The 23,134-nt window shown below is 73.8% G+C and carries 16 protein-coding genes; 5 read left to right on the top strand and 11 right to left on the bottom strand.

What is annotated here, in order from left to right; genetic code table 11:
• Positions 1 to 449: 449 nt before the first annotated feature.
• The 3 genes from IE316_RS02105 to IE316_RS02115 all read right to left on the bottom strand — a co-directional run bounded on the left by IE316_RS02105 (position 450) and on the right by IE316_RS02115 (position 6,181).
• Positions 450 to 2,090, bottom strand: coding sequence for a type 1 periplasmic-binding domain-containing protein (locus IE316_RS02105; protein WP_190202333.1), 1,641 nt, complete (start codon positions 2,088 to 2,090; stop codon positions 450 to 452).
• Between the two features lie 5 nt (positions 2,091 to 2,095).
• Positions 2,096 to 4,237: a hypothetical protein gene (locus IE316_RS02110; RefSeq protein ID WP_190202334.1), complete on the bottom strand. Its 2,142-nt coding sequence runs from the start codon at positions 4,235 to 4,237 to the stop codon at positions 2,096 to 2,098.
• A 171-nt stretch (positions 4,238 to 4,408) separates the two neighbouring features.
• The gene (locus IE316_RS02115; RefSeq protein WP_190202335.1) at positions 4,409 to 6,181 is read right to left on the bottom strand and encodes a TIGR03767 family metallophosphoesterase; all 1,773 of its coding nucleotides are present in this window, start codon (positions 6,179 to 6,181) and stop codon (positions 4,409 to 4,411) included.
• 498 nt (positions 6,182 to 6,679) lie between these two features.
• On the opposite strand from IE316_RS02115, the gene IE316_RS02120 reads away from it, so the two are divergent.
• Positions 6,680 to 9,976 (top strand): S8 family serine peptidase, encoded by a 3,297-nt coding sequence (locus IE316_RS02120; RefSeq protein ID WP_190202336.1) that lies wholly within the window; start codon positions 6,680 to 6,682, stop codon positions 9,974 to 9,976.
• A gap of 61 nt (positions 9,977 to 10,037) precedes the next feature.
• On the opposite strand, the gene IE316_RS02125 is transcribed toward IE316_RS02120, so the two are convergent.
• Both IE316_RS02125 and IE316_RS02130 read right to left on the bottom strand, forming a co-directional pair.
• Entirely contained in the window at positions 10,038 to 10,760 is a 723-nt protein-coding gene (locus IE316_RS02125) for a hypothetical protein (protein WP_190202337.1), read from the bottom strand.
• A gap of 1 nt (position 10,761) precedes the next feature.
• Positions 10,762 to 11,292: an RNA polymerase sigma factor gene (locus tag IE316_RS02130; RefSeq protein WP_190202338.1), complete on the bottom strand. Its 531-nt coding sequence runs from the start codon at positions 11,290 to 11,292 to the stop codon at positions 10,762 to 10,764.
• A 217-nt stretch (positions 11,293 to 11,509) separates the two neighbouring features.
• Between IE316_RS02130 and IE316_RS02135 the strand changes: the two genes are divergently transcribed.
• Positions 11,510 to 12,526 (top strand): aspartate-semialdehyde dehydrogenase, encoded by a 1,017-nt coding sequence (locus tag IE316_RS02135; RefSeq protein WP_190202339.1) that lies wholly within the window; start codon positions 11,510 to 11,512, stop codon positions 12,524 to 12,526.
• Between the two features lie 17 nt (positions 12,527 to 12,543).
• Here IE316_RS02135 and IE316_RS02140 read toward each other — a convergent pair whose 3' ends face one another.
• Entirely contained in the window at positions 12,544 to 13,014 is a 471-nt protein-coding gene (locus IE316_RS02140) for a DUF1203 domain-containing protein (protein WP_190202340.1), read from the bottom strand.
• 113 nt (positions 13,015 to 13,127) lie between these two features.
• On the opposite strand from IE316_RS02140, the gene pepN reads away from it, so the two are divergent.
• The gene (pepN, locus tag IE316_RS02145) at positions 13,128 to 15,698 is read left to right on the top strand and encodes an aminopeptidase N (RefSeq protein WP_190202341.1); all 2,571 of its coding nucleotides are present in this window, start codon (positions 13,128 to 13,130) and stop codon (positions 15,696 to 15,698) included.
• Between the two features lie 97 nt (positions 15,699 to 15,795).
• Here the strand turns inward: pepN and IE316_RS02150 are convergent, their stop codons facing one another.
• Positions 15,796 to 17,265 carry an FAD-dependent monooxygenase gene (locus IE316_RS02150; protein WP_190202342.1) on the bottom strand — a complete coding sequence of 490 codons (1,470 nt, stop codon included), beginning with the start codon at positions 17,263 to 17,265 and terminating at the stop codon, positions 15,796 to 15,798.
• Between the two features lie 145 nt (positions 17,266 to 17,410).
• On the opposite strand from IE316_RS02150, the gene IE316_RS02155 reads away from it, so the two are divergent.
• Positions 17,411 to 18,040 carry a TetR/AcrR family transcriptional regulator gene (locus tag IE316_RS02155; protein WP_190202343.1) on the top strand — a complete coding sequence of 210 codons (630 nt, stop codon included), beginning with the start codon at positions 17,411 to 17,413 and terminating at the stop codon, positions 18,038 to 18,040.
• A gap of 165 nt (positions 18,041 to 18,205) precedes the next feature.
• Here the strand turns inward: IE316_RS02155 and IE316_RS02160 are convergent, their stop codons facing one another.
• The 4 genes from IE316_RS02160 to IE316_RS02175 all read right to left on the bottom strand — a co-directional run bounded on the left by IE316_RS02160 (position 18,206) and on the right by IE316_RS02175 (position 21,612).
• The gene (locus IE316_RS02160) at positions 18,206 to 18,493 is read right to left on the bottom strand and encodes a hypothetical protein (protein WP_190202344.1); all 288 of its coding nucleotides are present in this window, start codon (positions 18,491 to 18,493) and stop codon (positions 18,206 to 18,208) included.
• Positions 18,494 to 18,552: 59 nt separating this feature from the next.
• Positions 18,553 to 20,646, bottom strand: coding sequence for a 4-alpha-glucanotransferase (gene malQ, locus IE316_RS02165; protein WP_190202345.1), 2,094 nt, complete (start codon positions 20,644 to 20,646; stop codon positions 18,553 to 18,555).
• On the bottom strand, positions 20,646 to 20,885 hold the full coding sequence (locus IE316_RS02170; RefSeq protein WP_190202346.1) for a hypothetical protein: 240 nt from the start codon (positions 20,883 to 20,885) through the stop codon (positions 20,646 to 20,648). The genes malQ and IE316_RS02170 overlap by 1 nt, the downstream gene beginning before the upstream one ends.
• A 190-nt stretch (positions 20,886 to 21,075) precedes the next feature.
• Positions 21,076 to 21,612, bottom strand: coding sequence for an HNH endonuclease (locus tag IE316_RS02175; RefSeq protein WP_053763139.1), 537 nt, complete (start codon positions 21,610 to 21,612; stop codon positions 21,076 to 21,078).
• 303 nt (positions 21,613 to 21,915) lie between these two features.
• Between IE316_RS02175 and IE316_RS02180 the strand changes: the two genes are divergently transcribed.
• Positions 21,916 to 23,052 carry a mechanosensitive ion channel family protein gene (locus IE316_RS02180; protein ID WP_190202347.1) on the top strand — a complete coding sequence of 379 codons (1,137 nt, stop codon included), beginning with the start codon at positions 21,916 to 21,918 and terminating at the stop codon, positions 23,050 to 23,052.
• Positions 23,053 to 23,134 lie beyond the last annotated feature (82 nt).

Raw genomic sequence — 23,134 nt, forward strand, 5'->3', positions numbered from 1 at the left:
ACGGCAGCGGACACAACGCCGCGGTCTCACGACCAGCAGCCCCCGCCCGCTCTCCCCCTCCGGGTCGTCCCGCACCTTTGGAAGCACCCGCACCGGATCCGACACGTCCACGACCAGCACGGCGTCCTCGACATCCCCGGTCCACCGAGACGCCGTACTTGCTCAGCAGCTTGCGGAGGTCCCCCACGTTCGGAAGTTGAGAGTTGCAGGGATGCCTCGGAGATCCGCAGTCCCACGACCGCTTTCGAGTCGCTGATCAATCTCAACCGGGATTCCCATCAGCAGGACTGGCTCACCCAGTACCGCGGTCTCATGACGGTCGTCTAGGGCCTCCTCCAGACCGAGGCATACGCCCTCGCCACGCATGAGCTGAACAAGCCGGTCGAGGAGTACACCTCGGAGTTCATCCGAAGCGGTGTGGAGCTACGAGTAAGGCGGCGCGAGCCGGCTCAGGACGTGCCGCTCGGGATCACGCAGTTCTTCGGCTGTGCCTTGCCGGTGGACCAGCCCAGGCCGACGAACCGCAGGGTCCCGCGCGCGCCCCGGCCCGGGTTCAGTTCGACCACCGCGACCGGCTTGTCGTACGGATTGCCGCCGCTGGTCAGGCAGATCAGGCCGCTCGTGCCCCGCACCCGGTGCACCGACTGGAGTTTGGACCACTCCTGGCGGACGTCCGCGAGGCCGGGTGCCCGCTCGGCGTCGTTGCCCTGGACCTCGTGCAGGGCCGTGCCGATGGTGACCAGGCCGTCGTGGACGAGCATGGTGCGGGAATCCTCCAGGTCCGGGGTGGATCCCAGGTCCGTGCCCGCCTGACGCTCGCTCCTGATCAGGTTCTGGAGGGTCTCCAGGGCCGCCTTGGGCTCGGTGAGGTACTGCGGGCGTTCCGCGTCGGTGGGCTCGCGGTCGTGGGACGCCTGCCACCGCTTCGTCCAGGCGGCCAGTTCGGTGTCCCAGGCGTCCGGGTGCGCGGGGGCGGCGTACTGGACCGTCACCTTCGCCGCGCCGTTCTCGCCGCCGCTCAACTGCGCCCAGTCCCGCTCCGACATGGTCTGCCGCAGCGAGGCCGCGTCCGAGCCGCTGACCAGGGTGAAGTGCCGGTCCGCGCAGGTCTGCCTGGCGAGCGTGAGCGCGAAGATCCGCAGGTGCAGGGTGCGTCCGGCGAAGTAGACGGTGTCGGCCTTCGAACCGCAGATGTTGTTGGCGATCTGCTCGAACTGGCTGCCGGTCGAGCCTGCCTCGTCGATGCCCGGCGATTCGAAGGGCATGTCGGCGGGGCCGGCCGCGCCCGTCTCCTCGATCCCCCGGAACGCGCGGGCCAGCGACTCCACGTAGGCGTCCCGGCGGTTGTCGTAGACCAGCACCGTCCTGGCGTTGCGCCGGCCGCGCTCGCCGTTGAAGTTGGCCAGCGCCTTGGCGGCCTCGCCGTTGGTGGGGATGATCCGGGCCAGGCCCGGGAAGCGCTGCTTCTCCCCGTCGACGTTCGCGATGCCGTCGCCGCTGATCCGGGAGGCGAGCACCGGGACGCCGCCCTCGGTCAGCCGTGCCACGGCCTGCCGGGTGGCGTCGAGGGTGAGGTTGAAGCCCGTGACGGCGCGCAGCTTGTCCTGGTCGGACTCCGCCATGTCGAGCAGCGTGCTGACGACGTCGTGCTGATGGCCGTAGTTGCGCCCGGGGTTGGCCAGCACCAGCCGGATCTTGGGGACCTGGCCCTCGCCCGAGTTGGCCTGCCGCTGGCCCAGGTAGGCGCCCTGGAGGTCGCTGCGCATCTGCCGCCGCAGTCCGGGCGTGTCCGACTGCAGGGGCAGCATCATCGCCACGGTGACGTGCGGCTGGTCCGCGATCCGGTCGTTCTCCGCGGCGATGGCCCGGGCCACCGGTCCGATCTCCGGGGTGCCGAAGTCGTAGCCGGTGCCGTCGACGCCGACGCACTCGCCGCCGATCTTCTCGATGCCGTCGTGGCAGGTGTCCGGCCTGGTGAGGGCGGGCACGCCGTACAGGCCGGCGGCCACCAGCACCGCCACCCCCGCCAGCGCGTAGAGGATCCTCCCCCACCTGGGCAGTCTGCGCCATCCGGGGATCCATCCGGGCATCCTCGTCACCTCCTCCGGCCGAGCTGATCGGTGCAGTCGCAGTGCAGCAGCGGACGTTCGTTGGCGACCAGCCGGCTCCACTCGGTGGCGGTCGGGCCGAGCTCTCCGGCGCCGTCGAAGTCCATGATCGACAGTTGTCTCAGCAACTGCTCCAGGGTGCGGGCCATCTCACTCCCGGTCGGTCGGGTGCGCTCCTCGCACAGCCATACGGCGTGCAGCAGTTGGTCGACGGTGCGGCGCAGCGGCGGTCCGTCGACCGGCACCAGCCCCTGGGCGCGCCGGCGGCGTTCGTCCGCCCCGCCCGGGTACGGCGCCTGGGCGATCTCCAGCAGTTCCTCGCACCACGGGCCGGGACGGCCGGGGAGGCCGGCGGCGAGGTGGCGGACCACGTCGTCGACGCCGCCGGAGACGAGGTGGTGGTTCATCCGGTGCACGGCCGCCGAGCGGAACGCGCCGCCGCCCGGCTCGCTGAGGGTGTAGTGGTCGCGCAGCAGGTGGTGGTCGGCGTACCAGGCGGCGCCGTCGCGCTGGAGGCCGTACAGCCGGTGCACCAGCAACTGGCGCAGGCCGAAGTCGCCGATGAAGTGCCGCGCGCAGCCGGGCCATCCGGTCTCGTGCAGCAGCCGCGCGACCTCGTGGGCGGTCAGGCGGTGGACGCGGTCCCCCTGGTGGTGGCGGAGCAGTACGTCCGCGCAGTGCGGGTCGTGCGCCACGGACAGGTGGGTGAGGAGGTCGAGCCACTGGTCGTGGTGCTCGGCCGCGAGCCGCACCGGCATCTGGTCGAGGACCAGTTCCTGGAGCAGTACGTCCGCCACCGGCCGCCCGGGGGCGCCGTCGGGGTGGTGCAGCTCGGCGTCCAGGATGGCCCGGTCGTTGTCGTCCGGCTCCATCGGGTGGTCGGCGGCGGCGGTGGCCAGCCGGATCACCGAGTGCGGCCGGCCGCCGCTGAGCTGGGCCACGGCGGCGGCGATCCGGCGGCGATGGATGCCGCTGCCCCGCCCCGCGTTCATCTGGATGCGCTCGGTCTCCCGGCGCAGTTGGTCGCCGGTGAGGAACGGCATCCGCAGCATGAGCACCCCGGCGGAGAGCGGGCCCCGGTCCTGTTCCGGGTCGGCGCGGCGGGTCCAGGTGGCCGGCACCCCGTCGGCGGGCCGGAACTCCGCCATCGGCCGGGGTGCCAGGCCCCCGTGCAGGAAGTCGCCGCCGTCCGCCCGGCGGGCCGTGCCCACGATCACCACGCGGTCGCGCTGCCCGGCCCGGCGGTCGGTGAGGACGGCGCGCAGCAGTTGCTCTCCCAGCGGCTGGTCGGCGTGGTCCAGCAGCAGCCCGGGGCGGCCGACCCGGCCCAGCCAGCCGCCCAGCCCGCCGTAGGCCGCCTCCAGGTCCTCGCGCAGGGCGCGGAACAGGAAGCGCTCGGCGTCCTCCCGCCGCTCGTCGCCGGCCCGGAAGTCGGCGGCGAGCCGGCTCAGCCCGTGCTTGGGCTGGCCGGCCGCGCCGGGGTAGTCGCCGTAGAGCCGGGTCAGTGCCGCCTCGGCCCGGGGCGTCACGCGCTCGAAGAGGGCGTCGAGCAGCGCGGTGAGCGCGGCCGCCCCGTACGGGCCGAGCGTCTGGCCGGCCAGCACCTCCAGCATCTTGCGTACCGCGCCCAGCAGGGCGCCGCGCCAGAAGTCGCGCGCCCCCAGCCCGCGCAGGCGGGGCTGCTGGATCAGCTCCTCGTACCGCTCGACCTCGGTTCTGATCGCCTCGCCGGTGCCGTCCGCGACGCCGGTCGAGATCACCGCCAGGCCCGCGAAGAGCCGCGGGAAGGTGAACCCGCCGCCGGTGCCCCGCCAGGTGTGCAGCAGCAGCGCGGCCTCGACCAGGATCTCCGTCACCGCCGAGCGGGCACCGGGTTCCGGCCGGGCCCGGTCGGCGTACCCCACCGAGGCGCAGTCCAGCGCGATCACCGGCACCTGGCGGGCGAAACGGTCCCGCACCGCCCGCAGCAGCCGCCCCTTGCCCATCCCCGGGCCGCCGGTGAGCAGCACCACGGGCAGGTCGGGTCCGTACAGCGGTTTGCGGTCGGCGCCCGACGGCGACCGCCCTAACAGGCGCGCGAAGAAACCGTCCGCGTCGAGGAGTTTCTCGAAGCCCAGGTCCTCATACACGCATCTCCCCCGTGGACGCCCTCCCGCCCGTGGGCGGGTGACCTATGTGGTGCACGGAGATTAGTGGAGCATGCGGCCTTCTGACAGATCAACGGCTGTTATGGGACAGGACGGTTGTGAGCGGATCCCGTATCTGACGGTCCGTCCGGTCCGTCCTTCTTCAGTCCTTCTTCAGTCCTTCTCGAGCAGCAGTTCGGTGTTGCGGTCCCCCGCGCCGCCCGCCAGGTCGGTGCGGGCGCCGGGGGCGTTGAGGGACAGCTCCCGGTAGAGGGCGGCGAGGCCGGTCTGGGACAGGTCGGTGACGTCGGTGCGGGCCGGGGCGGCGGACTCCACCAGGGTGGTGAACACCGACAGGGTGCCGTCCTTGTTGTCGGTCAGCTCGATCACCCGGGCGAGCTGGGGGTGGTCGACGTGGGAGGCGGTGGAGATCTCCCAGAAGGACCCGCCGTCCGGTCCGGTGTGCGGGGTCACGGCGTTGCGGTGGATGTGGCCGTTGACCCAGGCGGCGACGTTGCGGTGGCGGGCCAGCACGGCGAGGAGGTCGGCGCCGGTGTGCCGGGCCTCGTCCGGGCGGGCCGGGTCGGGGCGGGTGTTGTCCATGGTCCGGCTGGTGTGGTGGCTGAAGACGACGGCGTGCGCGTCCCGGTGCTCGGTGAGCGTCCGGTCCAGCCAGGCGAGCTGGGCCGCGCCGATGGAGCCCTCGTAGTGGCCGCCCGGGTCGGTGGTGTCCAGGCTGACGCCGATCACGTCGTCGGCGATGCGGAAGGCGTAGTACTGGGTGCCCGCCTGGAGGTTGGCGGCGGAGTAGCCGTGGCCGGCCGGACCGGGGCCGAGGTGGGCCGGGTCGAGGTGGGCGGTGAGGTAGTCGGCCGGGGTGAAGGGCGCGCGCCGCTCGTCGGGGGTGACCGGGCGCATGGCGCGGGCGTGGGCCGCCAGGAACTCGCGGTACCGGACGCCCCGGGGGTCCCGGTCGTCCTTCAGGGCGCTCTGCAGCCGCTTCGCCTCGGCGGCGGACAGCTCCATCAGCTTGCGGCCGCCGACGGCGAGTTCGGCGAGGTAGGAGTCGCCGTGGCTGGCGTAGCAGCCGAGCGGCATGGCGTCGTGGTTGCCGACGGTGGAGTACCAGGGCAGGTTGAGGCCGGGGCTGCGGACCTCGCGGATCGCGGCGGCCAGGAACCCCTCGATGTGGGGGAAGCCGAGGCGCTTGTCGGCGTCGCGGACGGCCGCGTCGGGCTGCCAGTACCGGGTGAGTCCGCTGTTCTGGACGCCCTCGTAGTGCCGGGGGTCACCGGAGTTGGGGGTGATCCGGCCACCGCTCATCACGGTGAGGAACCAGTCCAGTTCGGTACGGGCGTTGTTGTCGGTGTTGTCGCCGGTGGTCATGGCGAAGCGCAGCGGGGCGCCGGTGACGGGGCCGCCGCGCAGCGCGTTGACCCGCTCGACCAGGGCGATGGCGCCCTGCACGGTGAGCGCCTCCTGGGGCCGCCAGGCGTGCGGGTCGGTGGCGCGCAGGTACTCCAGGCGCAGCGGGTGCTGGGTGTCGGTCAGGTGCAGGTCGGTGAGCTGGACGAAGGCGGCGAGCGGGACCCGGCGGCCGGCCCGGCCGGACCTCGGCCCGGCCAGCTCGCCGCGGACCACCCGCCGCCAGCCGGGGCCGTCGCCGAGGCGGCGGTAGCCGGAGGTGCCGCGCGGGGTGGCGACGGAGGCGAGGGTGGTGCCGCGGGTGTAGGGGGCCAGGGGGGCGGCGGGGGCCTCGCGGGAGGTGAGGACGGGGCCGGTGGCGTCGGCGGCGGGTCCGGTGGCGTCGGCGGCGGCGGCCGTGCGCTCGCCGGGGCGCAGGGCGAGGCCGGCGCCCGCGGAGAGGGCCACCGCCCCGGTGACGGCGAGGACGGCGCGGCGGTGGACTCCGGGCCCGGAGCCGGTGACTGAGCGTGTGCGCGACATGCGTTTCTCTCCCCGGGTGCGAACGCGTCGGCGATGGCGGCGGACGGATCGCTTCCGCGGACCCGCCGCCTCCACCGGATCGTTGGCACCGGGGGTGACCTGCGTGTGAACGCGACCGCAACGCGCGACACCGATCACCGGACGTGGATCACCCACGCCGCTCCGGCGCCCCGCGCGCCCGCCGCCGCCCGGGGAACGACCGCGCCTCTTCCGCCCCGGTCGTCTCACCAAACGTGACGATCGCCTCACCGGGGGACCGCAGCCCCGCGGTGAGTTGGTATGGGGGGAGGTGTCCCTTGTGTCGGCGGTGGCGTATGGCGGGAGTACGCCATGGCCGTATCGCGTCCTGGTCGGCCCTCCCCAAACAGCGGTCGGGTGCGTCAAGCTGAGCGGTCGTCCGGGATCGCATTCCGGACTGCTTGCGATCAGACCCGACCGGTCTTGGTCGTAGTTGTGCCGTCACGTTCTCAGGGATGCCGAAACCTGCAAGGGATGCCGATGACCCACACCTCCCCGCGCGAGCCGAGGCCGGGCAGCAGACGCGCGGCCCGTGCCGCCCTGGCCGCCGGTCTGGTCGCCGCGCTCGCCGCGGCCGGGCCGATACCCATGGCCATGGCCGCCGACGACCCGGCCGCGGCCGCCCCGGCCGACCTCGGCGCCAAGTCCGCGCACGACAAGCTCGGTCCGGACGACGCCGACCTGCTCGCCGAGGCCAAGGCCGACGGCGAGAAGACCATCACCATGATGGTCGCCACCGCGCCCGGCAAGACCGAGCGGGTCGCCGAGGAACTCGACGCCGTCGACGGCGGCACGGTCGGCCGGACCTACGACAAGCTCGGCTACGTCCGCGCCACCGTCCCCACCGCCAAGGCCGACGCGGCGATCGCCGCCGCCGCCGAGCTCTCCTCCGTGCACGGCATCGACCTGCGCCAGGAGATCGCGCTGGACGACCCGACGCCGAGCGCCGACACCGCCGAGGGCGCCGCCGCCAAGGCGTCGGCCGCCTACCCGGCGCCGAACCGCAGGACGCCCGCCGCCAACCCGTACAACCCGTCCTTCGAGACGGGCGCCGTCGACTTCGTCAAGCGCAACCCGAAGGCGGACGGCCGCGGCGTCACCATCGGCATCCTCGACTCCGGCGTGGACCTCGCCCACCCGGCGCTGCAGAAGACCACCACCGGGCAGCGCAAGATCGTCGACTGGGTGACCGCCACCGACCCGGTCGTCGACGGCGACCGCACCTGGCGCCCGATGCTGACCGGCGTCTCCGGGCCCGCCTTCACCTACGGCGGCGAGAGCTGGACCGCCCCGGCGGGCTCCTACCGGATCAGCACCTTCCTGGAGTCGTACACTACCGGCGGCGACGCCGCGGGCGACGCCAACCGCGACGGCGACACCACCGACTCCTGGGGCGTGCTCTACGACCCGGCGGCCGGCACGGTCCGCGTCGACCTCAACGACAACCACGACTTCACCGACGACACCCCGATGAAGCCGTACAAGGACGGTTTCCAGGTCGGGTACTTCGGCACCGACGACCCGTCCACGGACGTCGCCGAACGCCAGCCCTTCGTGGTGGAGATCCGCAAGGACGTCGTCTACAACGGCGCCGGCGCCAAGGCCGACTTCGTCAACATCGGCGTCATCGAGTCCGAGCACGGCACCCACGTCGCCGGCATCACCGCCGCCAACGGCCTGTTCGGCGGCAAGATGAACGGCGCCGCCCCGGGCGCGCAGATCGTCTCCTCGCGGGCCTGCACCTGGTCCGGCGGCTGCACCAACGTCGCGCTCACCGAGGGCATGGTGGACCTCGTCGTCAACCGCGGCGTCGACATCGTCAACATGTCCATCGGCGGCCTGCCCTCGCTCAACGACGGCAACAACGCCCGCGCCGAGCTGTACACCCGGCTCATCGACGACTACGGCGTCCAGTTGGTGATCTCCGCGGGCAACGACGGCCCCGGCGCCAACACCATCGGCGACCCCGGCCTGGCCGACAAGGTCATCTCGGTCGGCGCCTCCATCTCCAAGGAGACCTGGGCCGCCAACTACGGCTCGGCGGTGGAGAAGAAGTACGCCATGATGCCGTTCTCCTCGCGCGGGCCGCGCGAGGACGGCGGGTTCACGCCGACGCTGACCGCGCCCGGCGCCGCGATCAACACCATCCAGACCTGGCTGCCCGGCGCCCCCGTCGCCGAGGCCGGCTACGCGCTGCCCGCCGGGTACGGCATGCTCCAGGGCACCTCGATGGCCTCCCCGCAGGCCGCGGGCGCCTCCGCGCTGCTGCTGTCGGCCGCCCAGCAGAAGCACCTCGACCTCACCCCGGCCAAGCTGCGCACGGCGCTGACCTCGACCGCCCGCCACATCAAGGGCACCCAGGCGTACGAGGAGGGCTCCGGCCTGATCGACATCGTGGACGCCTGGAAGGTGATCCGGGCCGGCGCCGCCGCGCACGACTACACCGTCAAGGCCCCGGTCGACACCGCCTTCTCCGCCAGGCTGGAGACCCCGGGCTACGGCACCGGCCTCTACGACCGCGAGGGCGGCCTGAAGGCCGGTCAGAAGAAGACGTACGACATCACCCTCACCCGCACCTCCGGCGCCGACCGCCCGGTCCGGCACGAGCTGGGCCTCGCCAACAACGCCGGGGACACCTTCCGGATCGTCGGGTCCCGCACGGTGAACCTGCCGCTGAACCAGCCGGTCACCGTCAAGGTGCAGGCCGCGCCCCGGTCCGCCGGGCTCAAGAGCGCGATCCTCACGGTCGACGACCCGCGCACCGCGGGCACCGACCGGCAGGTCATGGCCACCGTCGTGGTCTCGACGCCGCTGAAGTACACCTACTCGGCGTCCGGTTCGGTGCAGCGCAACAGCACCACCTCGTACTTCGTGACCGTCCCCGAGGGCGCGAAGACGCTGGAGGTCGCCATCGGCGGGCTCAAGGGCAAGAGCCAGACCCGGTTCATCACCATCCACCCGTACGGCGTCCCGCTCGACGAGACCTCCACGCCGTACTGCTACAACAACTACCTCGACGGCAACGGCTGCCGGCCCGACGTACGCTCGTACGCCGACCCGGAGCCCGGCGTCTGGGAGATCGAGGTCGAGTCGCGCCGCACCTCGCCGCTGCTCGACAACCCCTACCGCCTCGACATCGCCGTGCTCGGCGCGGACTTCGACCCGGAGACCGTGACCGTGCCCGAGGCCGAGGTGGGCACCCCGGCCACCGCGACCTGGACGGTGACCAACCGGTACGCCCCGATCGACGGCAGGCTGACCGGCGGGCCGCTGGGCTCGGCCGCGGCCTCCCGCCCGTCCATCGCGCAGGGCCAGACGCGCACCTCCACGGTCGAGGTGCCCGCGGGCGCCGACTCCCTGGACGTGGCCATCGGAGGCGTCTCCGACGCCGGGGCCGACCTCGACCTGGCGGTGTACGACGCCGACGGGGAGCTGGTCGGGCAGTCCGCCGACGGTGACTCGGAGGAGTCGGTGTCGGTGCCGAAGCCGGCCGCCGGGACCTACACCGTCGAGGTCGTGGGCTACGCGGTGCCGGCCGGCACCACCGAGTACGACTACCGCGACGTGTACTTCGCCGCCTCCCTCGGCTCGGTCGCCGGGGACGGCACCGGCGCGGTGAAGCTCGCCACCGGCGGGTCGGCGAAGGTCTCCGGGAGCGTGACGGTGCTCGCCGCCGCGCCGGAGGGCCGCTCGTTCTTCGGCCAGGTGAACCTGGTGAACGCCCGGGGCACGGTCGCGGGCACCGGCAGCGTGGCGATCGGCAAGGTCGTGCCGTAGTCCGGTACGGCACCAGGGGGGCGGGCGCCCGGCGCCCGCCCCTTTGCCGTATCCGCGCCCCTCAGTCGCAGGTCAGGGTGCGGGACTCGGGCAGGGCGGCGGTGATCCGGGGGCGTTCGGCGGCGACCGCCCGCGCTCCGGTGACCACGGCGTCCGCGGCGGTGCCGTGCCGGGGGAGGCCGATCAGGGCGTGCTCCCCCGGGTGGAGACGGGCGATCGCGTCGTCCAGGACGAAGGTGATCTCGCGCCCGGACCGGGCGGGCTTGTGGGACCGGGTGACGCGCAGGGTGATCCGGTGCTGTCCCCGTCCCGGTACCGGCTCGGCGGCGGTCACCGTGCCCTCCGCGACCAGCCGGGCGCAGGCCAGATAGCCCGCGCTGCCGAAGACCGTCCCGGCGTCCTGCCCGGCGGTCGCCTCCGCCTTGCTGCCGGCCGCGTCGTCGGCGGCCCCGGCCCCGCCGCCCTGCGCCGCCAGCCAGCCCAGACCGGCCACGAACATCCCGGCGCAGGCCACCGCCAGCGCCCCGAACGCGATGTGCGGGCTCCGGCGCCGCCGCCGGGGGGCGCGGGCGGGCGCGGGCCGCGCCGGCGCGGGCGGCGGGGGCTCGGCCAGGGCCCGGCCGATGACGCCCAACTGCTCCCGCAGCAGCGCCACGTCCGCCTCGGCGGACCGCCGCTCGGCCTCCGTACCGGCACCGGCACCGGCACCGGGCGCCGGTTCCTCCCCGGTGATCGCGGCCATCAGCGCGTCCACGGGGACGCGTCCCTCGTGCTCGGCGGCCATGTCACACCACCTCGTCCTCGTGCAGGCGGGTGCGCAGCGCACGTACCGCCGAGTGCAGCCTGCTCTTGACCGTGCCCTCGGGAATGCCCAGCTCCGCCGCGATGCCGCGCACCGGCAGGTCGGCGAAGAACCGCAGCACGACCACCTGCCGCTGGATGTCGGGCAGCTCGTCCAGGCCCCGGGCGACCGCGAGGGAGAGCAGGCTGGTCTCCTCGCCGGAGGGGTGGTCGCTGTGCCGGAGCGCGGCGAGGCGCTCCCCGATCCGCTCCTGGCGGCGTTTGGCGCGGTGCCAGTCCATGGCGAGGTTGGAGGCGACCACCGCCGCCCACGCCGAGACGTTCTCCGGTGCCCCGCGACCGCTGGCGGCGCGCTCCAGCAGCCGCAGGCGGACCTGCTGCACCCCGTCCGGCAGGTCCGCCTGCGGTACTCCGCCGAGCGCGAGCACCGCCCGCACCCTGCGTTCCTGTGCCGCGTCCAGCGGGTCGTCGCGTACGGCGTCCTGCTGGCCACGGCGGGTCCTTCCGCGCAGCACGGCCACCCCTCCCCTCGCCGCGTTTCCCCTATGACGCCGCGGCGGGCGGAAACGTTCGCCCACCGGAGTACGTGGCGTACGTCACATCAGAGCGCCGGGGCGCCGCCGCGTCCCAGCCCTCGGGCAATGGATTGGACACATGGCCGGGGGAGAGACGCATGATGGAAAAGGCCCGGCCAGGTGGCCGGAGGGTCGCACGCCAGGAAAGGGAGTCGCCGTGAGGGTCGGAATCGTCGGAGCCACCGGACAGGTCGGCACGGTCATGCGCAGGATCCTCACGGAGCGCGACTTCCCCGTCACCGAGCTGCGCCTGTTCGCCTCGGCCCGCAGCGCCGGCAAGGACCTGGACGGGGTGACGGTGGAGGACGCGGCCACCGCCGACTACTCCGGCCTGGACATCGTGCTGTTCTCGGCGGGCGGCGCCACCTCCAAGGCGCTGGCCGAGAAGGTCGCCTCGCAGGGCGCGGTCGTGATCGACAACTCCTCGGCCTGGCGCCGCGACCCCGAGGTCCCGCTGGTGGTGTCCGAGGTGAACCCGCACGCGGTCGCCAACCGCCCCAAGGGCATCATCGCCAACCCGAACTGCACCACCATGGCCGCGATGCCGGTGCTGCGCCCGCTGCACGCCGAGGCCGGCCTTCAGGCCCTGGTCGTCGCCACCTACCAGGCCGTCTCCGGCTCCGGGCTGGCCGGCGTCGACGAGCTGTTCGAGCAGGTGAAGAAGGTCGGCGAGGACGCGCCGAAGCTGACCCACGACGGCGCGGCGGCCGAGTTCCCCGAGCCGCACAAGTACGTGGCGCCGATCGCGTACAACGTGCTGCCGCTGGCCGGGTCGATCGTGGACGACGGGCGGTACGAGACCGACGAGGAGCAGAAGCTCCGCCACGAGTCCCGCAAGATCCTGGAGATCCCGGAACTGAAGGTCTCCGGCACCTGTGTGCGCGTCCCCGTCTTCACCGGGCACTCCCTCCAGATCAACGCCCGCTTCGCCCGCCCGATCAGCGTCGAGCGGGCCAAGGAGCTGCTCGGCGGCGCCCCCGGCGTGGCCCTCACCGAGGTGCCGACCCCGCTCCAGGCGGCCGGCCAGGACCCCTCCTACGTCGGCCGGATCCGCCAGGACGAGACCGTGGAGAACGGCCTCGCCCTGTTCGTCTCCAACGACAACCTGCGCAAGGGCGCGGCCCTGAACGCCGTACAGATCGCGGAGCTGGTGGCGGCCGAGCTGAAGGGCTAGGGCCCGGGGCCGGGCGGCTAGTCCCTGGTCACCTCGTAGTAGAAGCAGCCGTACTCGACGGCCCGGACGTGGACGAACGCCACGGACGGGTCGTCGAACGCTTCGTCGAGCGCCGCCGCGAAGTCCCGCTCGACCAGTTGTCCGCCCAGGATGCGGCCCTCGGCGGAGTAGCGGCGCAGCACCCGGTGGGCGTTGGTGAACGGCAGGTCCGCCCCGGACGGTCCCGGGCACTCCTCGGCGTGCACGAAGACCGGGCCCTGCTCGTCGTAGGCGCCCGGGTCGGCGCCGGTGGCCGCCGCCCAGCGGCGCAGCGGGGCGTACGACACCAGGGTGATCGACTCGCCGGAAACGCTGTGGCGCAGGCAGCAACGCAGCGGGGCGCCGCCCTCCTCGTCGGTGACGGGGACCGCCGGGCGGCCGGCGTCGTCGCGGTCGCGCAGCTCCTTCAGGACGTGGGCGGGGATGGCGTGTGCGGTGTAGTGGCTCATGCCTTCCAGGCTCGGCACCGGCCGGGCCGTTGACCGGCGGTATCCGGACATCGCGTTCGGCCCGCCGCACATGGAAGGATGGCGCAACCGACACATATCGAGGAGATGACCGCGTGCCTGGCACAAACCTGACTCGCGAAGAGGCGCAGCAGCGGGCGAAGCTGATCGGCGTCGACGCCTACGAGATCGACCTCGACCTTTCGGGCGCGCAGGAGGGCGGCACCTACCGGTCCGTGACCACGGTGCGCTTCGACGTGGCCGAGCAGGGGGCGGAGACCTTCATCGACCTGGTGGCCCCGGCCGTCCACGAGGTGGTGCTGAACGGCGACCCGCTGCCGGTCGCCGAGGTCTTCCAGGACGACCGGATCGCCCTGCCGGGGCTGCTGGCCGGCCGCAACGTGCTGCGGGTCGTCGCCGACTGCGCGTACACCAACACCGGCGAGGGGCTGCACCGGTTCGTCGACCCGGTCGACGAGCAGGCGTACCTCTACACCCAGTTCGAGGTGCCGGACGCCCGGCGGGTCTTCGCCAGCTTCGAGCAGCCCGACCTGAAGGCGACCTTCCAGTTCACCGTGCGGGCGCCCGAGGGCTGGACGGTCATCTCCAACTCGCCGACGCCGGAGCCCGAGGGCAACGTCTGGCGGTTCGAGCCGACGCCGCGCATCTCGACGTACATCACCGCCCTGATCGCGGGCCCGTACCACTCGGTGCACAGCGTGTACGAGAAGGACGGGCAGAGCGTGCCGCTCGGCATCTACTGCCGTCCCTCGCTCGCCGAGCACCTCGACTCGGACGCGATCTTCGAGGTGACCCGGCAGGGCTTCGACTGGTTCCAGGAGAAGTTCGACTACCCGTACCCGTTCCAGAAGTACGACCAGCTCTTCGTGCCGGAGTTCAACGCGGGCGCGATGGAGAACGCGGGCGCGGTGACCATCCGCGACCAGTACGTGTTCCGGTCGAAGGTGACGGACGCGGCGTACGAGACCCGCGCGGAGACGATCCTGCACGAGCTGGCCCACATGTGGTTCGGCGACCTGGTCACCATGGAGTGGTGGAACGACCTGTGGCTGAACGAGTCGTTCGCCACCTACACCTCCATCGCCTGCCAGGCCGCGGCGCCCGGCTCGCGCTGGCCACACTCCTGGACCACGTTCGCCAACTCCATGAAGACCTGGGCGTACCGGCAGGACCAACTGCCCTCCACGCACCCGATCATGGCGGACATCCGCGACCTCGACGACGTGCTCGTCAACTTCGACGGCATCACCTACGCCAAGGGCGCCTCCGTCCTCAAGCAGCTCGTCGCGTACGTCGGCGAGGACGAGTTCTTCCGGGGCGTGCAGGCGTACTTCAAGCGGCACGCGTTCGGCAACACGCGCCTGTCCGACCTGCTGGGCGCCCTGGAGGAGACCTCCGGGCGGGATCTGAAGACCTGGTCGAAGGCGTGGCTGGAGACGGCCGGCATCAACGTCCTGCGGCCCGAGATCGAGACCGACGCCGACGGCGTCATCACCTCCTTCGCCGTCCGGCAGGAGGCCCCGGCGCTCCCGGCCGGCGCCAAGGGCGAGCCCACCCTGCGCCCGCACCGCATCGCGGTCGGCGCCTACGACCCCGACCCGAGCGGCAAGCTGGTCCGCGTCCGGCGCGTCGAACTGGACGTCGACGGCGAGCTGACCGCCGTACCCGAGCTGGCCGGCACCCGCCGCCCGGCGGTGGTGCTGCTCAACGACGACGACCTGTCCTACGCCAAGGTCCGCCTGGACGAGGCGTCGCTGGCCTTCGTCACCGAGCACCTCGGCGACTTCGCCGAGTCCCTGCCGCGCGCCCTGTGCTGGGCGTCGGCCTGGGACATGACCCGGGACGCGGAACTCGCCACCCGCGACTACCTCTCCCTGGTGCTGTCCGGCATCGGCAAGGAGTCCGACATCGGCGTCGTGCAGTCCCTGCACCGCCAGGTCAAGCTCGCCATCGAGCTGTACGCCGACCCGGCCGCCCGCGAGACGCTGCTGGCCCGCTGGACCGAGGCCACCCTCGCCCATCTGCGGGCGGCGGCGCCGGGCGGCGACCACCAGTTGGCGTGGGCCCGGGCCTTCTCGGCGGCGGCCCGCACGCCCGAGCAGCTCGACCTGCTGGAGGCGCTGCTCGACGGGTCCCAGACCGTGCCGGGGCTGGCCGTCGACACCGAGCTGCGCTGGTCGTTCGTGCAGCGGCTGGCGGCGGTGGGCCGGTTCGACGAGGCGGAGATCGCCGCCGAGTACGAGCGGGACCGCACGGCGGCCGGTGAGCGGCACGCGGCCACCGCGCGGGCGGCCCGTCCGACGCCGGAGGCCAAGGCGGAGGCGTGGGCGTCGGTCGTGGAGTCCGACAAGCTGCCCAACGCCGTGCAGGAGGCGGTGATCTCCGGCTTCGTCCAGACCGACCAGCGGGAGCTGCTGGCGCCGTACACCGACCGGTACTTCGAGGTGCTCAAGGGCGTCTGGGAGTCCCGTTCGCACGAGATGGCCCAGCAGATCGCCGTCGGTCTGTACCCGTCGGTGCAGGTGTCCGAGGAGACCCTCGCCAGGACGGACGCGTGGCTGTCCGCCGCCGAGCCGAACGCCGCGCTGCGGCGCCTGGTCTCGGAGTCCCGCGCGGGCGTGGAACGCGCGCTGCGGGCGCAGGCGGCGGACGCGGCGGCGAAGTAGGCCGGGACGGGCCTGCCGTCCCGGTGATCCCGGGACGGCAGGCCCGTCCGGAGTGCTCCCGCTTCCGGGGCGTGCTGCGGGCGGCAGGTCCGGAGGGTCAGGCCACGTGCGCGGCCAGGGCCGCACCGATCGCCGGCTGGTCCGCGTCGTCCGCCGCCCAGGCCGCGTACCCGTCCGGCCGCACCAGCAGGGTCGTACGGCGGTCGCTCGCCCACCGGCGCACCGCGAGCCGGTCGGCGCGGGCGGCCCCGTACTCGTACGCCTGAGGGGTGATCAGCGCGAACCGTCCGCCGCGCAGCGCCTCGTAGAGCCGGCCGCCGTCCGCGAAGCGCACGTCGGGGACGCGGACGCCGGTGAGGCGGTGGGCGCCGCGCGGGGCGGGGTAGCGGTAGCCGATGCCGGTGACCTGGCCGGTCGCCCGGCGCCGGACCGGGCCGGCGTGGTCCATGGCGGCGACGGCCACCGTGCGCAGCGCCCGGGTCCAGGGGCGCCGGGCCATCGCGAGGCGGATCAGGCCGCCGCTGCTGCGGAGCACCGACCTGCCGACGGGGTGGCGTTCGGCCTGGTAGGTGTCGAGCAGGTGCTCGGGCGCCCGGCCGTGCGCGACCGCCGCGAGCTTCCAGCTCAGGTTGGCCGCGTCCTGCAGGCCGGTGTTCATGCCCTGGCCGCCGGCCGGGCTGTGCACGTGCGCGGCGTCACCGGCGAGGAAGACCCGGCCCACCCGGTAGGCGGGCGCCTGGCGCTCCTCGCTGTGGAAGCGGGAGATCCAGCGCGGGTCGTGCATGCCGAAGTCGCGGCCCATCACCAGGCGGGTGATCTCCTTGACCTCGTCCAGGTCGACGGGCTCGCTGTCGGGGACGTTGTGGCCGCGGTGCCAGCCGACGACGCGGTGGTAGCCGTCGCCGAACGGCGCGATGACGGCGAACGCGCCCGGCACGGAGTCGCCGGTGAGCCGCTCCGCCGGTTCCTCGGCGAGCCGTACGTCGGCGAGGACCACGGACCGGATCACGCCCCGGCCGGGGAACGGCAGCCCCACCGCGTTCCGCACCGCGCTGCGCACGCCGTCGGCCCCGACGACGTAGGCCGCCCGCAGCTCGCCCGGGGTCCCGCCGGGCCCGCGGACGGTGAGGGTCACCCCGTCCGCGTCCTGGCTCAGTCCGGTCACCTCGGTGTCGTAGCGGAACTCGACGCCCGCCTCGGCCGCCCGCTGCCGCAGCACCTTCTCCACCTCGTACTGCGGGAGGACCAGGACGTGGTTGAAGCGGGAGGGGAGGGCGGCGAAGTCGAGGCTGAGATGGAAGAAGCGGAGCTGGTCGAGGGGGCGGCCGACCGCCTCCAGCGGCTCGGCGAGGCCGCGGGCATCGAGCTGCTCCAGGCTGCGGGCGTGCAGTCCGAAGGCGCGGGAGAGGTTGCTGATGCCGCTGGGGCGCTTCTCCACGAGGGTGACGGGGACGCCGGCGGCGGCGAGATCACCGGCGAGCAGCAGGCCGGTGGGGCCGGCGCCGACGACGATCACGGGGTGAGGCTGGGGGTGGGAGTGCGGGTGCGGGTGCGGCGTGGCGTGCATGTGGCGGCCTCCTGAGGGTGCCAACGGTTGTTTGCCAACAGTTGTTGCCAACGCTTGTTGTCACGATAGGCGGGTGGACGAGGGTGCGTCAACGCTTGTTGGCCAACACTTGTTGGCCATCACCCGTTGGTCTACGCTCCTCGACATGCCCTCCCCGACCGACAGCACCGCCCCCGCGGACACCACGAGCCCCACCGGCCCCACCGGCCCCACCGGCCCCGCCGCCCGCCGCTCCGACGCCACCCGTGCCGCGATCCTCGACGCGGCGCGCGAGCGGTTCGCCGCCGACGGGTACGAGCGGGCCACCATCCGGGCCATCGCCAAGGACGCCCGGATCGACCCCTCGATGGTGATGCGCTACTACGGCAGCAAGGAGGGCCTGTTCGCCGCGGCCGTCGCCGTCGACCTGCGGATCCCCGACCTCGCCGCGCTCCCCCGCGCCACCGTCGGCGAGACCCTGGTGCGGCACTTCCTCGCCCAGTGGCGGGAGAACGAGGTGCTCACCGCCCTGTTCCGGGTCGCCGCCTCCAACCCGGCCGGGGCCGAGCGCACCCGGGGCCTGTTCCGCGACCAGTTGCTGCCGGCGGTGCGGCGGGTCTGCCCCGACCCCGAGCAGGTGCCGGCCCGCGCCGCCCTGGTCGCGGCGCAGTTGCTGGGCTTCGGGCTGACCCGTTTCGTGCTGCGCTTCCCGGCCGCCGTGGAGCTGCACGACGAGGAGGTCGTGGCCTGGCTGGGCCCCACCGTGCAGCGCTACCTCACCGCCCCGCACCCCTGACCGGACCCGGCCCGGAGAACACCGGCCCCGAGAACACCGGCCCGGAACGCCGCGAGGGCGCCCGCCGTGGCGCACGTACGGCGATGCGCGCGTACGTACGACAGGGCGGGCGCCCTCGGTGAAGCCTTCGGAGCCTCGGTGGAGCCTCGTGCGGCGGGGCCGGGATCAGCCCTTGGCGTCGGCCTTCGTGGTCTCCCGGGTGCGGATGTTGCGGCTGGTCACCCGGTGCGCCTCCTGCGAGCGGTCGAGGACCAGGACGAGGCCGGCGATCACCGCGAACAGCACGAGCGGGGCGAAGACGTACAGGCCCAGCGTCTCGATGACGCTCAGGCCCGTGCCGGGGTCGTCGCCGTCGTCGCGGGTCAGCGCGAGCGCGGGGGACGACATGAGCAGCATCATCAGCGTCGTACCGGCCGCCAGGGTGCCGGCGCGCAGGGCGTTCTTCTTGTCCACGTGCCCAAGTTAGCGAACGCCGGTGCGCGCCGCGCGCCCGGGGTGCCGTCCGCGGCGGTTCAGCCCCCCGGGCCGCCCGCCCGTACCGCCTCGATCAGCGCGTGCAGCCGGGGCGAGGCGGCGAGGTCCTCCAGGGTCACCGGGCGGCCCTCGGCGTCGGCGACGGGCAGCCGCCAGTTGGGGTACTCGTCCGAGGTGCCGGGGAGGTTCTGCGGGCGGCGGTCGCCGACCGTGTCCGGCAGCCAGACGCCGACCATGCGGGCGGGGGTGGCGAGCAGGAAGCGGTGGACGGCCTGGATCGCGGCCTCCTCGGAGGGCGTGCCGGTGCCGTCGGCGGTGCCGCGCAGCAGCCCGAGCCGGGCGAGCAGGTCCAGCCACTCCCCCGCGTCCGCCGCGGCCTCCGCGCGTTCCTCCTCGGCCGGGCGGGTGAGCAGGCCGAGGCGGTCGCGGAGTTCGACGTGCTCGCCGGTGAGGCGGGCCGCGGTGGACGGCAGGTCGTGGGTGGTGGCGGTGGCCAGGCAGTCCTCGCGCCAGCGGTCGGGGGGCAGGGGGCGGCCGTCGCCCTCCCAGTCCCGTTCGAACCAGAGCACCGAGGTGCCGAGCACGCCGCGCTCGCGGAGCGTCTCGCGCACCCCCGGTTCCACGGTGCCGAGGTCCTCGCCGATCACCACGGCCCCGGCGCGGGACGCCTCCAGGACGAGGACGGCGAGCATGGCCTCGGCGTCGTAGCGGACGTAGGCGCCCTCGGTGGGCGGGTGGCCCTCGGGGACCCACCAGAGCCGGAACAGGCCCATCACATGGTCGATGCGCAGCGCACCGGCGTACCGGAACAGGGCGCGCAGCAGGTCGCGGTAGGGCGCGTAGCCGGACTCGGCGAGCCGGTCGGGGCGCCAGGGCGGCAGACCCCAGTCCTGGCCGCGGGCGTTGAAGGCGTCCGGCGGGGCGCCCACCGACATGCCGGCGGCGAAGTGCTCGCGCTGCGCCCAGGCGTCGGCGCCGCCGGGGTGGACGCCGACCGCGAGGTCGTGGACGACGCCGAGCGGCATCCCGGCCTCGCGGGCGGCGCGCTGGGCGGCGGTGAGCTGGGACTCGGTGAGCCAGGCCAGCCAGGAGTGGAAGTCGATCCGGTCCATCAGCGCGGCGCGGGCGCGGGCGGTCCCGGCGGACCGCGGGTCCTGGAGCGCCTCGGGCCAGCGGTGCCAGTCGGAACCGTGCACCTCGGCGAGCGCGCACCAGGTGGCGTGGTCCTCCAGGGCCTGGCCCTGGGCGGCGAGGTAGTCGCAGTAGGCGGCGCGGCGGCCGGGGCCGAGCGGTACCTGGCGTACGTGTTCCAGGGCTTCGCGCTTGAGTGCCCACACGGCGTCGCGGTCGATGAGGGCGCCCTTGTCCAGGACCTCCGCGCGCAGTCCGGCGGCGCGCTGCCACAGCGCCCGGACCTCGTCGCGGTCGGTGACGTGGGCGAACTCGGGGATGTCCTCGATCCGCAGGTGCACCGGGTCGGGGAAGCGGCGGGAGGAGGGCCGGTACGGGGAGGGGTCGGTGGGGGCGCCGGGCACGGCCGCGTGCAACGGGTTGACCTGCACGAATCCGGCGCCGAGGGCGCGGCCGGCCCAGGAGGTCAGCTCGCCGAGGTCGCCGAGGTCGCCCATGCCCCAGGAGCGCCGGGAGAGCAGGGAGTAGAGCTGGACCAGCAGCCCGTAGGAGCGGCCGGGCGGGGCGGGCAGCCGGGGCGGGGCGACGACGAGGTGGGCGCGGGCGGTGCGGCCGTCGGGGGCGGTGGCCGTCAGCCGGTGCACGCCGGGCGGGAGGTCCTCGGGGCCGGCCCGGGTCTCGCCCTGTTCGGTGTCGATCCGCAGCCGGGTGCCCGCGGGCAGCGCGGCCAGGGCGTCCGGCACGGGGCCGCCGCTCCAGTGGACGACGGTGGGGGGCAGCAGCCGGGCCGCCAGTTCCGCCTCGCGGGCGGCGAGCGAGGCGCGGACCGCGGCGGGGTCGCCGGCGTCCACGCCGAGGGCGGCGAGGGCGAGGGTGAGCGCGGTGGCGGTGGCGGGGACCGTGCGGTCGGGGGACGGTCGGTAGGAGGCGGCGACGCCGTGGAGTTCGGCGAGCCGGGTGAGGTCCTCGGTGGGCGGCTCGGCCGGCCGGGGAGCCGCCACTACGGCCTCGTCGCTTCCGGTACGGCGAAGGAGGCGGTGCCCTGCTCCGGCACGACCGCCGTCTGCTCGGGCGAGGACTCGCTGGTCAGCGGCACGGCGTCGGCGGTCGGGGACTCGCTGGTGAGCGGTTCGGCGTCGGGCAGCGGCGGCTCGCTGGTGAGCGGTGCCTCCGGTTCGGCGGACCGGTCCGCGACGGGTTCACAGGGATGCGGGAACACCAGATGGGTCGGCACGGCCACGGGGCCTCCTCGTCGGGCGCGACTTCGGCGGACTATGGCAGCCCTACCCCGTGGACGCGGCGGCAGACGTGCCCGGGGGCGGGAAGTGCGGACCGTCACGCCCGGTACGTTCCGCCCCACCTGCCCTTCTCCCGGGGGCGGCTTCCCGGCCGGGCCCCCGCACGCCGGGACGTGGAAGGGCCCGGACCGGTCAGGCGGAGATGCCGTCGATCCGGGCCAGGGCGTCGTCCGCGCCGTACGGCTGCAGATACGGCAGCCAGCGCGGGTCCCGGTGGCCGGTGCCGATGATGCGCCAGGCCAGTCCGGTGGGCGGGGCGGGTTTGTGGCGCAGCCGCCAGCCGATCTCGCCGAGGTGGCGGTCGGCCTTCACGTGGTTGCAGCGGCGGCAGGAGGCCACCACGTTGTCCCAGACGTGCTTGCCCCCGCGGCTGCGCGGGATGACGTGGTCGACGCTGGTTGCGACGCCACCGCAGTACATGCACCGGCCGCCGTCGCGGGCGAAGAGCGCGCGGCGGGTGAGCGGGACGGGCCCCCGGTAGGGCACCCGCACGAATCGCTTGAGCCGGACCACGCTGGGTGCGGGGACGGTGACGGTGGCACTGTGCAGATAGGCGCCGGACTCCTCCAGGCACACGGCCTTGTTCTCCAGGACGAGGACGAGCGCGCGGCGGAGCGGTACGACGCCGAGCGGCTCGTACGACGCGTTGAGGACCAGGACGTGCGGCACGGATGCCTCCTTGTACGCCGGCGGCGCGTGGCTCGCGCCGGGACGATCCGTAGTCAGTCTCCCCTCATGGCCGACTCACGCGCCACCATGTCCCGGTAACGGGCTGGGAGTGTTTTCGACCACATCTGATGCATCCCCCGGCGCGTGACCTGTTCAAGCGCGGGTGAGTGCCGTCTCTTCTCCGCACATCACACCGAACCGCACATCATGCCCCGTTAGTGTGGTGGTTCCGCCCGTCCGGTGACCTTTTCGTGACCTTGGACCCGTGCCGGGGGCGGGCCGCTGCTCCTGGAGGTACCCGCCGTGTCGCTGTCCGCCGCCGTCGTGAAGGCCGCCGGTTCCTCGCCGTCCCCGTCGCCGTCGCCGTCCTCGACGGCGCCGGTCGTGCCCACCCTCAAGGACGCCCAGGAGAGCGCGTCCAACGCGGCCGGCTGGGTCGAGCAGAACTGGTCGACGTGGCTGGCGATCGGCCTGCGGGTGCTGCTGATCGTGGTGATCGCGGCGGTGCTGCGGGCGGTGGTGCGGCGCGGCATCACCAAGCTGATAGACCGGATGAACCGCACCGTGCAGGCGGTCGACGGCACCGCGCTGGGCGGGCTGCTGGTCAACGCCGAGCGGCGCCGGCAGCGCTCCCAGGCCATCGGGTCGGTGCTGCGTTCGGTGGCGAGCTTCGTGATCCTGGGCACCGCGGCGCTGATGGTGCTGGCCACGTTCGAGATCAACCTGGCGCCGCTGCTGGCCTCCGCCGGTGTCGCGGGCGTGGCGATCGGCTTCGGCGCCCGCAACCTGGTCACCGACTTCCTCTCCGGCGTCTTCATGATCCTGGAGGACCAGTACGGCGTCGGCGACACCATCGACGCGGGCGTGGCTTCCGGCGAGGTCATCGAGGTCGGGCTGCGGGTCACCAAGCTGCGCGGCGACAACGGCGAGATCTGGTACGTGCGCAACGGCGAGGTCAAGCGGATCGGCAACCTCTCCCAGGGCTGGGCGACGGCCGGGGTGGACGTGACCGTCCGGGCCGACGAGGACCTGGACCGGGTGCGGGCCACGCTCGACGCGGTCGGCGAGCGGATGGCCAAGGAGGACCCCTGGAGCGAGCTGCTGTGGGGCCCGATCGAGGTGCTCGGCCTGGAGTCGGTGCTGCTGGACTCCATGGTGGTGCGGGTGTCGGCGAAGACCATGCCCGGCAAGTCCCTCACCGTCGAGCGCGAGCTGCGCTGGCGCATCAAGCGGGCGTTCGACGCGGCCGACATCCCGATCGTCGGCGGCGCCACCGCCCCGGCCGACGAGGCCGAGCAGACCGTCGCCGACCCCACGGCGGCCGTCGCGGCGCCCTCCGCCTACGCCAACTCCTCCTCCCCGCAGTCCGCGGCGGCCTCCCCGCTGACTCCGCCGGCCCCGGGGAGCGGCACGCCGATCCCGCCCGGCACCGCCAAGTAGGCCCGGGCCCCGCGGGGCCGGTCCGCCCGGGGGAACCGAACCGGTTCCCCCGGCGTATCTATGGGCAGGGTGGTGCGGGGGC

Source organism: Streptomyces fumanus (assembly GCF_014655295.1).
Lineage (GTDB): Bacteria > Actinomycetota > Actinomycetes > Streptomycetales > Streptomycetaceae > Streptomyces > Streptomyces fumanus.